Annotated in this window: 10 protein-coding genes; 5 read left to right on the forward strand and 5 right to left on the reverse strand. The window is 65.6% G+C overall.

What is annotated here, in order from left to right; genetic code table 11:
- Nucleotides 1-98: 98 nt before the first annotated feature.
- From K9U15_RS02885 to K9U15_RS02900, 4 genes are all read right to left on the reverse strand, one after another.
- Nucleotides 99-905: a DmsC/YnfH family molybdoenzyme membrane anchor subunit gene (locus tag K9U15_RS02885; protein ID WP_301155586.1), complete on the reverse strand. Its 807-nt coding sequence runs from the start codon at nt 903-905 to the stop codon at nt 99-101.
- A complete protein-coding gene (locus tag K9U15_RS02890; protein ID WP_301155587.1) occupies nt 905-1,492 on the reverse strand; it encodes a 4Fe-4S dicluster domain-containing protein in 588 nt (195 codons plus the stop codon). Before K9U15_RS02890 ends, K9U15_RS02885 begins: the two co-directional genes overlap by 1 nt.
- Nucleotides 1,492-4,311: a molybdopterin-dependent oxidoreductase gene (locus K9U15_RS02895; RefSeq protein WP_301155588.1), complete on the reverse strand. Its 2,820-nt coding sequence runs from the start codon at nt 4,309-4,311 to the stop codon at nt 1,492-1,494. The genes K9U15_RS02890 and K9U15_RS02895 overlap by 1 nt, the downstream gene beginning before the upstream one ends.
- 63 nt (nt 4,312-4,374) lie before the next feature.
- Nucleotides 4,375-5,049: a hypothetical protein gene (locus tag K9U15_RS02900; protein WP_301155589.1), complete on the reverse strand. Its 675-nt coding sequence runs from the start codon at nt 5,047-5,049 to the stop codon at nt 4,375-4,377.
- Between the two features lie 234 nt (nt 5,050-5,283).
- Here K9U15_RS02900 and K9U15_RS02905 point away from each other — a divergent pair, with 234 nt between their 5' ends.
- The 3 genes from K9U15_RS02905 (at nt 5,284) to K9U15_RS02915 (ending at nt 9,431) form a co-directional block, all read left to right on the forward strand.
- Complete coding sequence (locus K9U15_RS02905; protein ID WP_301155590.1) at nt 5,284-6,027, forward strand: molecular chaperone TorD family protein; 744 nt, start codon at nt 5,284-5,286, stop codon at nt 6,025-6,027.
- A gap of 61 nt (nt 6,028-6,088) precedes the next feature.
- A complete protein-coding gene (locus K9U15_RS02910; protein WP_301155591.1) occupies nt 6,089-7,681 on the forward strand; it encodes a LuxR C-terminal-related transcriptional regulator in 1,593 nt (530 codons plus the stop codon).
- 229 nt (nt 7,682-7,910) lie between these two features.
- A complete protein-coding gene (locus K9U15_RS02915; RefSeq protein WP_087190187.1) occupies nt 7,911-9,431 on the forward strand; it encodes an IMP dehydrogenase in 1,521 nt (506 codons plus the stop codon).
- A gap of 134 nt (nt 9,432-9,565) precedes the next feature.
- Here the strand turns inward: K9U15_RS02915 and K9U15_RS02920 are convergent, their stop codons facing one another.
- Nucleotides 9,566-10,492, reverse strand: coding sequence for a LysR family transcriptional regulator (locus K9U15_RS02920; protein WP_096227374.1), 927 nt, complete (start codon nt 10,490-10,492; stop codon nt 9,566-9,568).
- Between the two features lie 622 nt (nt 10,493-11,114).
- Between K9U15_RS02920 and K9U15_RS02925 the strand changes: the two genes are divergently transcribed.
- Together K9U15_RS02925 and K9U15_RS02930 are read left to right on the forward strand one after the other, a co-directional pair.
- Nucleotides 11,115-12,431, forward strand: coding sequence for an MFS transporter (locus K9U15_RS02925; RefSeq protein ID WP_301155592.1), 1,317 nt, complete (start codon nt 11,115-11,117; stop codon nt 12,429-12,431).
- Nucleotides 12,432-12,746: 315 nt separating this feature from the next.
- The gene (locus K9U15_RS02930; RefSeq protein ID WP_301155593.1) at nt 12,747-14,084 is read left to right on the forward strand and encodes a phenylacetate--CoA ligase family protein; all 1,338 of its coding nucleotides are present in this window, start codon (nt 12,747-12,749) and stop codon (nt 14,082-14,084) included.
- Nucleotides 14,085-14,192: the final 108 nt, after the last annotated feature.

Genomic DNA, 14,192 nt, shown 5'->3' on the forward strand with positions numbered 1-14,192 from the left:
GGCTCGTTGCGAGGCGTTGCCGGAGGGAGGGGAGGAGGGGGCAGCGCCCCGCAACGAGCCATCTCCCCGGCAACGCTCGCCGGGGAGATGCGGCTTTGCTAGATCAGACCGAAGAAGTCGTACAGGCCCGCGCCGATCACCCACATGGCGCAGCGGAAGGCCACGGAGCCGGCGAGCGCAGCCACAAGGGCCACTGCGCCTCCGGCAATTGCGCTGCCGGGCTTCTTCCACGCGAAGGCGCCGCAGGCAGCAGGTGCCGCGCCGCCGCACAGCGCGGCCGCGCCCATCAGCAGCGCAGCGTCGCCGGCGAACGCGCCGGACGCCGCGCCGTAGGCCAGCACCAGCACGAGCGCTGCGCAGCCTCCCGCCAGCGTCATGAGGCCCGCGAACGACACGGCCTCCTCATCGGCCTTCTGCACGGCGATCAACAGCAGCCAGGCCGTCGCACCCGAGGCCGCCGCCGTGCCCAGGTAGCCCAGCGGCAGCAGCTCGGTGTTCCAGGCGGCGATGGCAGGCATGAGGTAGCTCTGCCCCGCCATAAACGACATGAGCACACCGAGCGCCATGCCAATGACGGCCACCGCCTTGAGCGGCGTGCCCGTCAGGGAGCGCTTCAACATGACCAGAAACGCCACCAGCACGATGCACAGAAGGCCCACGAGCACGGCCTCGGTGAAGATGCCCGAAGTGGGATGCTGCAGCGCGCCCAGCATGCGGTCGGGATGCGACAGGTGCGTGACCGAGGCGCAACCGCCCACGACGGTCAGCGCGAGCGCCGCCACCGTGCCGGTGAACGCTCCCTTGTCGGTCTTACCCAGTAGCACGTTCAGCCCCACGAAGAAGAAGAGCCAGCCGCCCAACCCGGTGAGGGCGGTGAAAAGCACGAGTGACCATTGGATATCCATTAGTCGATCTCCTCCTTCCAGTCAGCGTACTTTGCCGACAGGATGTAGGCCGTCTGCGGTGCGTTGCCCACGTCCTTCAAGCGGTGCACCGCGTCCGCGCCGGCGGCGGCGAGCGCCTTCGACGCGTCGGAGGCCGGATCGTCCAAGTCGCCGTAGAAGCGCGCCGAGGCGCAGCAGGCGGCCACGCACTTCGGCTGCTCGCCCGCGCTGGTCAGCTGGCCGCACAGCGTGCACTTCTCCACCACGTTCTCGGACGGGCTCCACGAGCGCACCCCGTAGGGGCAGGCCATCATGCAGTACTTGCAGCCGATGCACTTCTCCTTGTCCACCAACACCACGTTTGTCTCGGGGTCGCGGTACGACGCGCCCGTGGGGCACACGTGCGTGCAGGGGGAGTCGGCGCACTGCTGGCACATGACCGGCAGGAAATACTGCTGCAGGCGCGGGTAGTCCCCGAACGGGCCCACCTGTACCACTTTGCTCCAGAACGAGCCCAGCTCAACCTCGTTCTCGTTCTTGCAGGCGATCTCGCAGCCGTGGCAGCCAATGCAGCGGTCGAGGTCGACGACGATTGCGTAATGCGACATTATGCGGCACCTCCTCCGGTGTTCTCAGACGGTTGCGGCAGCCAAGGCGCGAAGTCGGAAGGCTCGTACCACACGCCGTCAGGGCGCGTGGCCTTCTCGATCTTCACGTTGATGCCCCGCAGGGTGTACGTACCGAACTCGGGGTTGTAGTAGCCCGTGTTCTTCGTGAGTACGTTCATGTTGCACGTGGTCCAGCTCTTGCGCGGATCCTGCCCTTCTTCCAAGAACTCCGGGTTCCAGAAGCGCTCCATGTAGGCGCAGTCCTTCGCGACCCCTTCGGTGACATGGGCCACGCCGTAGATTCCGCCGGACACGATGCGCTGGCCCTCGGCCGTGAGCTCCTCGCCGGTATCCAGGTTGCTGAACACGTCCAGGCCGTCGGTGCGGGGCGACTTCACGTTCACCCAGTCGCCGCTGTCGATGCCGTGCTCGGCGGCGTACTCGGGGCTGATCCACACTTCGGGGGCGGGGTAGATCTCGCGCAGGTAGGGGTTGTTGCGCAGCGTGCCGTGGTGGAAGTAGGGAATGCGGCCCTCGGTGAGCACGAGCGGGTACTCGTCACCGTACTCCTGGATGTCCTCCGGTTCCCGGTAGTAGGGCATGGGCTCGTACTCCACGGAAGCGGGCGGCATCTCGAACTTCTCGGCTCCGTGGCGACCGATGTAGATCATCGTGTCGCCATAGGGGCCGCACTTGAGCGGGTTGTCCTTGATGTCGCCGGCGGCACAGCGGCCGAAGCCGGCGTAGGTCTTCCCGTCGGGCGCGAGGCCCTTGTACGTCTGCTCGTACGGCGCGTTCCAGTACTCTTCGGGTTCCACGTCGTTATACGGCGCCTTCGCAACCAGCTCGTCCCAAGTCATGCCCACGTTGGAGGCCACAAACTCATAGTACTCCTCGATGGTGTTCCAATACGTCGGCGTCATGCCGCACGCCTCGGGGTCGAACGCCTTCTGCATTCCCTCGTGACCCCGCTCGGCGAGCGCTTTCGCCAGCATGGACCAGATGAACGTCTCGTCGATGCATTCGAACAGGTTCGTCACCGGCTGGCGGAGCAGCACGGTATAAAGGCGTCCTTGGAGAAACGCCGTTTCCAGCCATTCTGCCGTGGGCAGCAGCAGGTCGGCGGCCTCGGTGCTGAACGACGTGGGGTACATATACATGTGCACGATGAGGTCCAGCTTGGGGAACGCGTCCACCCACGATGCGGAGTTGCCCAGCATGGCCATCTTGTTGCCCGAGCGTTCGATCCAGATGTGCGGCTGGTAGGGCTCGCCCGTGAGGATGGCGTTCAGGATCGTGGGGATATGGCTGTGCATCCAGCCGCCGAGGCCCTTGTGCTCCACGTAGCCCAGGCGGTTCGTGATGTTCTCGGGCGTTTGGAACTGGTAGGGGGCCGAGCCCATGAAACCGTCGGGGAACACGGTCGACTCGGCGGAGTGCGGGAAGTTGTTGGCGGTGCTGCCCGGCTTGTCGATGAAGCCCATCATGCAGTCGAGCGCTGCCGCGCCTATGGCGGCCTGCGTAGACTGCGGGTACTGGTCGGTGGCGACGCCCAGGCTGATGCCGCCCGAGGCGCACTCGGCATACAGGCGGATAGCGCGCTCCAGGTCGTCGGCGTCCACCTTGCAGATAGCAGCCACGTGCTCCAGCGTGTACTCCTGCGCCTGCTCCTGGTAGGCCGTGAATGCCGTCTTGGCCTTCACGGCGGTGCCGTCGGCTAGCACCACGTCGTACGTGCCGAACAGCGCGGGACGGTACGACGCCTCGTTTTCGGGAGCGAGCGCGAAGGCCTTCGTCACCTTACCGGTGGCCTCGTCGTAGTACACGTAGCCTTCGTTCTCGGCCGTGACGTCGGCGAACACCTTGCTCGCGCGCAGCAGCGCCCCGGCGGGGTCGTTCGGGTCCACGAGGAAGGGCAGGTTCGTCCACTTCGCGCAGAACTCCTGGTCGTAGAGCTTGTTCTCCATGAGATAGCGCATCCAGCCCAGCATCATGGCCACATCGGTGCCGGGTCGAATGGGCAGCCACACGTCGGCGCGCGCCGCATCGGGCGTGAAGCGCGGGTCGATGACCACCGTCTGCGTGCCGGCGGCGCGCAGCTCTACCACGGCGCGGCCGGCCGACGAGGGCGCGTGCTGCGCCGGGCCGGTGCCCCACATGACGTAGGTGTCGATGGAAACCTTCGGGTTGTAGAGCTCGGCGCAGCCCGAGTCGGCGATGGACGTGTCGCCCGTGCCGTTGATGAGCGGCATGGTGTAGCTGCGCGGCAGGTAGCACTGGGCGCAGCCCGGTTCGAACACGTTGCCGGCGCCCCAGAAGTTGCGAAAGCGTGGCGGGCTGAAGAACTGCGGATTGCCGCCGCCTCCCGTGGAGCACAGCAGGCCCTCGAGCCCCGTCTTCTCCTTCATGTCCATGAGCGCATCGGCGATGGTGTCGATGGCTTCTTCCCAGGTGATACGTTCCCACTGGTTGCCGCCGCGTTCGCCCACGCGCTTCATGGGGTATTTGTTGCGGTTGGGGTGGTAGAGCGCCTGGATGCCCGAAAGGCCCTTAGGACATACGCGTCCCTCCGACATGGGGTCGGCGGGGTCGCCTTCCAGCTTCACCACGCGCCCGTTCTGCACGTGCGCGATGACGCCGCAGTTCGATATGCAGGCGCGGCACGACGTGTGCACAACCTTGACCTCGTCTGCCGCATACGCCTTGTCGCTTTCCACCAGGTTGCTCACCGTGGCGACGCCGCTGCCCAAGGCGGCCGCGCCGGCGGCAAGCGCCGAGGCCTTCATGAAGCTGCGTCGGGTGAGGTTCGTACTCGACATGTTCCCTCCTTCTCGTTCTCTCGTCTTGCTTGCTATGGGCTGGGCCCTGCGGACCCTGCCTCGTCAAACCGAGGCCAGGAAGCGTTCCCCGGCCTTGGTGGTGACCCAGGCTCCGTCCCAGACCAAGCCGCCGGCCTCGTCTAAGCGGTCGATGAAGTAGGCCGCGTGCAGGCGCTGCCCGCCCGAACGGGTGCTCGGCTCAAGTGCGGGATGCCCGTCCAACAGCTGCTTCACGCTGTCGAGCGAGCGCGGCTTGCGGCAATGTTCCAGCAGGCGGACGAAGACGTCGCGCCGCTCGGGTACAGCGTTTGCGCAGGCAGCGATGCGATATGCGGGATCCAGCAGCGTAACGGCTGCGAGGCCGGCCGGCGTGGTCGCGACAGCATGCCGCGTCGCGAGCGCGGCTATGGCGTCGTCGTCGAGACCCTGGTCCACCAGCTCGGCCTTCAGCGTGCCGTCGAGCAAGACGCCGTTCTCGTCGTAGGCGGCGCGCGCGAGCCCGCCGCATGTCACGAGCTGTCGTACGAGTGCGAAGGGTTCTTGGAGGGCTTGTGCGCATTCGGGTTGCTGTTCGATGAAGCGCTCGGCCTCGAGCTCGTCGCGCTCCTCGCTGCAGAACGCGAGCGTCTTGTACAGCAGCTCGCGGTGGCGTGGGTGAAGGTAGATGCTGTCCACGATGCGCGCGACAGCTTCCTCGGCAGGCTGCCCGGCGGTCGGCTTCGGTGCGGTATCGTTCATGTCGGCCCTCCCTTTGCTCTCGCTATTTCGACCGCATTCAGGTTACGGTGCGATGGGGATCGGCCGCATCGTCAACGGCGTTCTAAATCACGGCGGTCGGGTACGGTTCCTAGTCAATCGGTGACTAGTCCCTGTGCGGGCGGCGGCCAAGATAGAACGCGACGGCCGATTCGCCTCCGCTGCGGCGGGGTTAGCATGAGCGACGTCGAAAACGCAAAGCGAAGGGAGAGGGCAATGGACGAGAACGCGCTGGAGGAGCTTCGCGCCGCCTCCGAGGCCCGTGCGGCGTTTTACCGCACGTTGGCGTCGCTGTACTTCAAGGAGCTGGACCAAGAGGGTATCGACCGCTTGGCGGAGGCCGATCTGGCAAGCGTCGAACTGGACGATGCGCTCATGCATGAGGGGTATGCCGATATGGCCGCCTATCTGGCACGTCGCGACCGCGGCACGCGTCAAGAGCTGGCAAGCGATTTCGCCGGGGCCATCCTGGGTGCCGGCTCGTACGAGGAGCGCCGCGCCACGCCCTATGAGAGCGTGTTCACCAGCGAGGGAGGCCTGCTCATGCAGGGGTCGCGCGACGACGTGTACCGCCTGCTGTGCGAGGCGCATCTTGCGGTGGACGAGGTGCTGCGTACGCCAGAGGACCACTTAAGCTTCGAATGCGAGTACCTGGCCGTGTGCGCCGAGCAGATGGCCGAGGCGTTGGCCCGAGGCGACGCTGCACGCGCTGCAGATCTGCTGAAGGCACAGCGGGCGTTCCATGCCGCGCATCTGCTCAATTGGGTCGATGCGTACTGCGATTGCCTGAACGGCTGTGCACGCACGCGGTTCTACCGGGGCGTGTCGAAGGTCACGCGCGGCTTCATCCATGCGGACGAGGCGTTCATGGCCGAGGCGGCAGCAGCGCTCGGAGAGGTTGCCGTTTCAGGAGGGGCCTGCGGCGAAGCCTGCGGGAAGGCGGCGGCTGCAGTGTGCTAGGATTGCGGCACGAAGTGCGTGGGGGCGCAGCAGGAGGGTCGCGTTCAAGGGGGAGGAAGCCATGCTGGAAAGAGAGGGGCAGGGCGAGCGGCGGCGTGGGGCTGCTGGATGTCTGGCGTTGCTCGACGACCGCCTGCCGCTGTTGAAGTTCTTCGGGTTCGGGTTCTGGGTCGCGTGGTTCGGTGTGGCCTATAAAAGTTCCGTATGGGTGAACGGTGTGGAGGCCACGGCCTCCGTCGTGTCGGATATGTTCTTCGCATCCACCGTCGCCCACGCCTGCACGCTGCTCGTGATGGCCCTGCTGTACCGCCGGGTCGCGGCGTTCGCGCAGCGGACGTGGTTCGTGGTGGGCGGCGGCTTCGTGGCGGCGCTCGGTTGCGTGCTCGTCATCTTGGCGGGTCCTGCGTTTGTGCCGTCGCGCGTGGTGTTCTCGGTAGGAAGCGTGCTTACGGGCGTTGGCACGGCCGCGCTCAGCCTGAACGCCGGGTTGCTGCTGTGCTCGGTACGCCCGCGCCGAGCGCTTAACATCATACTGTACTGCGAGCTGCTGGCGGCGCTCGTGCAGTTCATGGTGCTGAGTCTTCCGCAGCCGTGGAGCGGGGCGCTGTTCGTGTTGCTGCCGCTCGTCTCGGCCGCCTGCTTCACGGTGGGCTTGGCGAAGCGCGTCGTGCCGGCCGTGTCCGAGAGCCAGCGGCTCGCGCCGGCGCGCGCGTTTTACCGGTTCCTCGTGGTGGTGGGCATCTTGGGCATCGCGGCCAACTTCGGCAAGGGGGCCTACCAGGCGGTTGTTAGCCCTGCGCAGCTTGCCGGCGACGGCAGCGTTACGACGTTCGTCACGGCGCTGTGCCTGGCGGCGTTTGTGGTGGCGGCGGCGCTGAAGTCGCAGGATCTCAACTTCGGACACCTTTTTTATCCCATGGCGCTCGTCATCATCTTCTCGCTGCTGGTGCCTTACTTCTTTCCCGGCAATGCCAGCATGGGGGTGGTGCTGGCGGGAGTTGCCTTCGAGTTGTTCGACGTGCTCATGTGGTACCTCTTCTCGTACATCGTGTTCCAATCGAAGGCGTCGGCCGTGCTCGTGGTGGCCTTGGGGCGCGCCGTCATCGCGTTCGGCGTGACGGCAGGCAACGCGCTGGGCACGCTGTGCGCGACCGTGCAGGTGGATGCGCTGCCGGTGTCCACCGTAGTGTTCGTCATATTGTTCGTGGCGGCCGTGGCGGTGTTTTTCCTGTTCCCGGAGAAGCAGGTCGACCGGTTGCTGCTGCCCATTCCCGACGAGGACGAGCCGGATGCGTCCGGCGAAGCGCCGACTGCGAGCGAGGGTGCGATGGGCACGGGCGTGGCAGGCGCAAATGCAGATGGCGGCGGCACTGCGGCGGCGGACATCGATGGCGGCTCGCGTCACGGTCGTTGGAAGCGCGCGTGCCTGCGGTTGGGAGACGAGGCGCAGCTCACCGAGCGCGAGAAGGAGGTGCTGGTGCTGCTGGCGTGTGGAAGAGGCTCGCAGTCCATTTCCGACGAGCTTACCATCTCGCTGTATACGACCCGTGCCCACACGCGCAATATCTATGCCAAACTGGACGTCCACTCGCGCCAAGAGCTGGCCGATCGCGTGAGGGCCTACGCAAACAGCGGGGAGCTCGCAACGCCATGAGCGTCGCCCTGTGGGCCCTTGTCCTCTCGCTGCGGCTCGTCCTGCGCGAATATTTCTTCATATTCGGCGCTCTTGCCCTCGGTTGCCGTTCGACCGTGGCTATAATAGCGGGTAACACCTAAGCAACGGATGCTTGACGGGGTGTCGGCGGTATGTGCCGCGCGGCGCCGATCGCATCCGCGCCGCAACCCGCCCGCGCAGACCGCGCCGACCGCAGATGGAGGAGTTCATGGCCTACTATTTCGATGAGCCGTCCCGCACGTTCAACGAGTACCTGCTGGTACCCGGTTACTCGTCGGCAAAATGCATCCCGCAGGATGTGAGCCTGAAGACGCCGCTCGTGAAGTACCGCCGTGGCGAGGAGCCGGCCATCTCGCTGAACATCCCCATGGTGTCCGCCATCATGCAGGCCGTGTCCGACGACGGCATGGCCATCGCGCTGGCCACCGAGGGCGGCCTGTCGTTCATCTACGGCTCGCAGAGCATCGAGGACCAGGCGGCCATGGTCGCCCGCGTGAAGGACTACAAGGCCGGCTTCGTGACGAGCGATGCGAACCTCTCGCCCGAGATGACGCTTGCCGACGTGGTGGCCCTCAAGGACAAGCACGGCCACTCCACCATGCCCGTGACCGAGGACGGCACGGCGCACGGCAAGCTGGTGGGCGTGGTGACGGATCGCGACTACCGTCTGTCGCGCATGTCCATGGACGAGAAGGTGGCCAGCTTCATGACGCCGCGCGAGAACATGATCGTGGCGCCCATGGATACCAGCCTGAAGGTTGCCAACGACATCATCTGGGACAACAAGCTGAACTCGCTGCCCGTGGTGGATGACGAGGACCACTTGATGTACCTGGTGTTCCGCAAGGACTACGACTCGCACAAGTCCAATCCCAACGAGATGCTGGACGCGCACAAGCGCTACCAGGTGGGCGCGGGCATCAACACGCGCGACTACGCCGAGCGCGTGCCGGCGCTGGTGGAGGCCGGTGCCGACGTGCTGTGCATCGACTCGTCGGAGGGCTACTCGGATTGGCAGAAGTTCACGCTGGAATGGATTCGCGAGCATTACGGCGACTCCGTGAAGGTGGGCGCGGGCAACGTGGTGGACGCCGAGGGCTTCCGCTTCCTGGCCGATGCGGGCGCCGACTTCATCAAGATCGGCATCGGCGGCGGCTCCATCTGCATCACGCGCGAGCAGAAGGGCATCGGCCGCGGCCAGGCCACGGCCACCATCGAGGTGGCGAAGGCCCGCGACGAGTACTTCGAGGAGACGGGCGTCTACATTCCCATCTGCTCCGACGGCGGCATCGTGTACGACCATCACCTGACCCTGGCCCTGGCCATGGGCGCCGACTTCGTCATGCTGGGCCGCTACTTCGCCCGTTTCGACGAGAGCCCCACGAACAAGGTGAACATCAACGGCTCCTACATGAAGGAGTACTGGGGCGAAGGCTCCGCGCGTGCCCGCAACTGGCAGCGCTACGACCTGGGCGGCGACAAGAAGGGCATGTCGTTCGAGGAGGGCGTGGACTCGTACGTGCCCTACGCCGGCACGCTTAAGGACAATGTGGACCTGACGCTTTCCAAGGTGAAGTCCACCATGTGCAACTGCGGCGCGCTGACCATTCCCGAGCTGCAGCAGAAGGCGAAGCTCACCGTGGTGTCGTCCACGTCCATCGTCGAGGGCGGCGCCCACGACGTGGTGCTCAAGGACAAGACGCCCTATGTGAGCAGCTCTATCCACTAGGCGAGACCTTCCCCCCTCCGGGAAGTTCTGCACAACAGCGTGTGGCCCGCCGGCCTCGGTTCCCGACCGAACACGGCGGGCCACACGCGCTTCATGGGCTTTGCAGCTGCAGACCGGGCAGGCGCCGTGCTCCTCTACGCAGGGCGCGCCTCCACGCTCGGGTTCGCCTTGATGATGGCGTGCAGCTCGTCGATGTAGCGCAGCAGCAGGGGGCTCGGGCGGCGCTCGTTGTGCATGATATAGCCCACCTGCATGCGCTCGTCCACGTCGAGGGGGATGCTGGCGATGCCCGACTGCATTTCGGCCGACAGCACGCCCGTGGAGAGCGTGTAACCGTTGTGGCTGGTCAGCAGGTTCGTGAGCGTGCCGCGATCCGAGATGCGGATGTTGCGCGCATGGGGCAGGTATGAAAGCGGCTCCTCCGAGTAGTAGAACGAGTTCGCCGTGCCCTGCTCGAACGAGTAGCGCGGGAAGGGCTCCAAGTCCTCGGGCGCCAGCAGCTGCGCGCCCGCCAGCGGATGGTGCTCGCCTACGAACACGTGCACGTGCGCGTCGAACAGCGGGGCGTACGCCACGTCGGCGTCGGCGAAGGCCTTCTGCAGCACGCGCCGGTTGAAGCCGTCGGTGTAGAGCACGCCCACCTCGCTGCGGAACGTGCGCACGTCGTCGATGATCTCGCCGGTGCTGCTCTCGCGCAAGATGAACTCGTAGTCGTCTCCCTCGCATTGCTCCACGACGTTCACGAACGCCTGCACGCTGAACGCGTAGTGCTGCGTGGACACGGCCAGCCGCAGGTGCTTGTCCGTGCCGGTGGCGTAGCGCCGCTCCAGCATGTCGGCCTGCTCGATGACCTGATGCGCGTACCCCAGAAGCTCCGTGCCATCGTTCGTGAGCGTGACGCCGCGGTTGCTGCGCGTGAACACGGTGATGCCCAGCTCCTGCTCCAGCTCCTTGATGGCCGTGGACAGGTTCGATTGCGAGGCGTACAGGTTCTGCGCCGCCGCGTTGATGGAGCCGTACTCGGCAATGGCGATGAGGTAGCGAAGCTGCTGAAGGGTCATGGCGGGCTTCCTTTTCTTGTGGCGGTTGGCGACTCGGGGGAAGGCGTCCAGTCGCTCGGCAGTCCTGCTCGCTCGGACAGCCCACTGGGCTGTCCGGCTCGTGCGGAACTCGCTTGGTGGACGCCTTCCCCCGAGTCGCCTTCAACCTGAAGGAATGCTGCAGAAACGGGGGTTCAGCAGCTTGCGCTGGGGGTGAGAGGGTCAACCTGCGAGAGTTCTAATTCTAGCTTGTTATCTGATGAAGCGGTAGCGGGATTGAGGGTTTTTACGGTAGCTTAGGGGGAGCTCACGTGAAGTGGGCGCTTATGCCGTGCGGTTTCACTGGCTGTGAGTGCGCGAGATATGCGGCGCGCGGCTTGGCGATCGGCCTGGCGGCGGCGACCGCCGTGGCGTGGGCGCTCCATCAGGCCACGGCTTTGGCTCGCTTTTATTCTGTGTGCTCTCTAGCTACCCCTGTATGAAAGCGCGGTTTCTCACTCTGAACGCCATATGGCTCGGCGGAGAATTCGGTGACAATGCGAGGGAAGGATTGTCGCTCCGCGGCCGTTCGACGTTTTTCGTCGCGGTCGGGGCAAAGGGGGCCTGCAAGGGGCGGCGTCAACTCGCACGGAGGGGGAGCACTATGTCCGAAACGACGGTTGCCCGGGTCAAGTCCGAGCGCATGCGCACGCTGGCGTGCTCGACGTTCGCCTTGCTGTTCTTAGGGCTCATCTACGCGTTCTCCATGTTCGCAGCGCCCATGGGCGCCGCGTTCGAACTGGAGAAGGGGGCTGTCGGCCTCACGTTCAACATCATGATGATAGCGTTCTGCATCGGCGCCGTGATAGGCTCCCAAGTGGAGCGGCGGATCGGCGTGAAGGGGACCATCGTCATCGCGGCCGTGCTGTTCTTCGTCGGATTCGCGGGCACCGGGCTGTTCGCGAAGGGGAGCATTGCGGTGGTATACCTATGTTACGGCACGCTGGGCGGTTTGGGCGTGGGCATGGGGTACAACACCATCGTGTCCACGACGAACCTGTGGTTCCCTGACAAGGTGGGGTTCTCGTCGGGTGTGCTCATGATGGGGTTCGGCCTGGGGTCGCTCATCCTGGGGACGCTCTCGGTGAACCTCGTGCCGCTGTTCGGCCTGGGCCCTGTGTTCGTGGGCGTGGGCGCGGCCGGCGGCGTGGTGGCGGCAGCTGCGGCGCTTATGCTGCGCCGTCCGCCCGAGAACATCGTGGCGCTCATGGCGCCCGAGCAGGCGGCAGCCGGCGGTGCGGCGGGCGGGGATGGCGCCGACGAGCCGTTCCTGCTCAAGACGCCCATCCTGTACCTGTTCTGGATCTGGGCCGTTATCGTGGTGGCCATCGGCTTGGCCACTATCGGCAACTGTGCGGCCAACGCGCAGCTCGTGGGCATCGACGCCGCCTTCGCCACGCTGCTCGTGGGCCTGGTGTCCACCTGCAACGGCCTGGCGCGCGTGGTGGTGGGCATGATCTACGACCGCACGAACGTGAAGGTCACCATGTTCGTGGACGGCGCGGTGGCAGCTCTGGCCTGCGCCTGCATCATCGGCGCGTTCGCCACGGGCACCCCGGCGCTCTACATCGCCGGCGCGCTGTGCTGCGGCTTCGCCTACGGCGGCGAGCCGGTGGTGGCGTCGGCCTTCGCCCGCCAGCGCTACGGGTCGGCGAAGTACCCGCTCAACCTGTCCGCTATCAACACGTCCATCATCTACGGCTCGTTGCTCAGCATGGCCGCGCAGGCGCTGGCCGGCGGCGTGGACAGCCCGCTGGCCGTGTTCACCATCCTGGGCGTGCTCTCGGTAGTGGCGCTGGTAGACGTGCTGCCGTTCTCGAAGAAATGGGACGCCGACCTGCGGGCGCGGTGCGCGGGCGGATTGCGCCCGCAGGTCGGCGCAGACGCTGCGGCAGCGGAGGAGGCGCTGGGCGCGAAGTAGCTTGTGCTAAGCGAGCGCGGGCGATCGGATACGTTCACTTCCGCATCTTGCTAAGCTATCTGTTTTAGCGATAGCAAAGCATCAGAACATCGAATGGCTTAGAAGGTTGTATTCGCCGCCCGTTAGTGGTTTCATGCAATGTACTGCTTTTAACTGCGAGAGCCCAGATAGCGAACGAATGTTTCATGTGAAACGTTCGGCGCGGGCAGGCGGGCACGGAAACCCCAAGCGGGCGCTCGGCGTTCGGTCGTGCAGGCGTTGTCCGCCGCGGGCGTGCAAGCAGCGGAGGAAACGAGAACCGATCAAGGAGCAACCATGGCGAAGGACATCCCCGCATCCCAGAAATACTACGATCCGGAGATCGAATGCATGCCGCGGCCCGAGCTCGAGGCGCTGCAGCTGCAGCGCCTGAAGGACATGGTGGCCTACGCATACGAGAACACGGTGTACTACCGCCGAGCGTTCGACGAGGCCGGTGTGGCGCCGGGTGATATCGAAACGCTCGACGATATCGCCAAGTTCCCGTTCATCGACAAGAAGACGGAGCGCGAGACGCAGCACGTGGGAAGCTTCTTCGGCGAGATGTGCTCCGTACCTGAGGAGGAGGTCATCTTCATGGCCACCTCGTCCGGCTCCACGGGCGTTCCCACGGTGAGCCCCTTCACGCAGGAGGACTTCGACCTGTGGCAGGACACCGAGGCGCGCCTGTTCTGGCAGGCCGGCATGCGCCCGAACGACCGCTACGTGCACGCGCTCAACTTCGCGCTGTACGTGGGCGGCCCCGACGTTATCGGCGCGCAGCGCCTGGGCGCGCTGGCCATCTGGGTGGGCGCCGTGCCCTCGGACCGCCTGCTGTTCGTGCTGAAGCAGTACCAGCCCACCGTCATCTGGACGTCGCCATCCTACGCGTGGCACCTGGGCGAGGTGGCGAAGGAGAAGGGCTACGACCCGCGCACCGATTTCAACATCCACACCATCATCGTGGCCGGCGAGGCGGGCGGCTCCATCCCGTCTACGCGCGAGAGCATCGAGAGCCTCTGGGGCGCGAAGGTCGTGGACTTCTACGGCCTGTCCGACATCTACGGTGCCTGCGCCGCCGCGTGCGAGGCGCACGACGGCCTGCATATCGTGGAGGACCAGATACTCGTGGAGACGGTGGATCCGACAACCGGCGAGGTGCTGGCGCCGGGCGAGACGGGCGAGCTGGTGTACACCACGCTCATGAAGAAGGCGCGTCCCATGATCCGCTTCCGCACGGGCGACATCGGCTACGTGTCCACCGACACGTGCGAGTGCGGGCGCACGCTGGCGCGCATCCACGTGACCGGGCGCAAGGACGAGATGTTCATCGTGAGCGCCGTGAACGTGTTCCCCACCGACATCGAGTTTGTGGTGCGCGGGCTGGAGGGCCTGACCGGCGAGTATTCCATCCGCGTATACGAGAAGGACTTCACCTGCAAGTACGAGGTGTCCGTGGAGCGCGCGCTGGGCAGCGACGAGCCCTACGACGAGGTGGCGAAGCGCACCATGGCCGCCATCAAGGCCCACGTAGGCGTGCGCCCGCAGAAGGTTATCGTGTATGATGCGGGCAAGCTGGGCACGTCGTCCGAGCACAAGGCGTCGCGCTTCATCGACGAGCGCGGCTGCCAGTAGGTTCAGACGGCTTGTCAGCCGTCGGAACGGGCCGACGCTGCGGCTGCCCGTGGCACCGAATCTTCGCGCGTTGGCGAAGGCTCACGTACCGAAGTACGTTTCACCTTC

Origin of the sequence: Gordonibacter sp. RACS_AR68 (assembly GCF_030418485.1) — a bacterium.
GTDB classification, from domain to species: Bacteria; Actinomycetota; Coriobacteriia; order Coriobacteriales; family Eggerthellaceae; genus Gordonibacter; species Gordonibacter urolithinfaciens.

Coding starts and splice junctions, on each gene's coding strand:
- K9U15_RS02885 (WP_301155586.1), bottom strand. CDS start 905: ATGGATATCCAATGGTCACTCGTGCTTTTCACCGCCCTCACCGGGTTG.
- K9U15_RS02890 (WP_301155587.1), bottom strand. CDS start 1,492: ATGTCGCATTACGCAATCGTCGTCGACCTCGACCGCTGCATTGGCTGC.
- K9U15_RS02895 (WP_301155588.1), bottom strand. CDS start 4,311: ATGTCGAGTACGAACCTCACCCGACGCAGCTTCATGAAGGCCTCGGCG.
- K9U15_RS02900 (WP_301155589.1), bottom strand. CDS start 5,049: ATGAACGATACCGCACCGAAGCCGACCGCCGGGCAGCCTGCCGAGGAA.
- K9U15_RS02905 (WP_301155590.1), top strand. CDS start 5,284: ATGGACGAGAACGCGCTGGAGGAGCTTCGCGCCGCCTCCGAGGCCCGT.
- K9U15_RS02910 (WP_301155591.1), top strand. CDS start 6,089: ATGCTGGAAAGAGAGGGGCAGGGCGAGCGGCGGCGTGGGGCTGCTGGA.
- K9U15_RS02915 (WP_087190187.1), top strand. CDS start 7,911: ATGGCCTACTATTTCGATGAGCCGTCCCGCACGTTCAACGAGTACCTG.
- K9U15_RS02920 (WP_096227374.1), bottom strand. CDS start 10,492: ATGACCCTTCAGCAGCTTCGCTACCTCATCGCCATTGCCGAGTACGGC.
- K9U15_RS02925 (WP_301155592.1), top strand. CDS start 11,115: ATGTCCGAAACGACGGTTGCCCGGGTCAAGTCCGAGCGCATGCGCACG.
- K9U15_RS02930 (WP_301155593.1), top strand. CDS start 12,747: ATGGCGAAGGACATCCCCGCATCCCAGAAATACTACGATCCGGAGATC.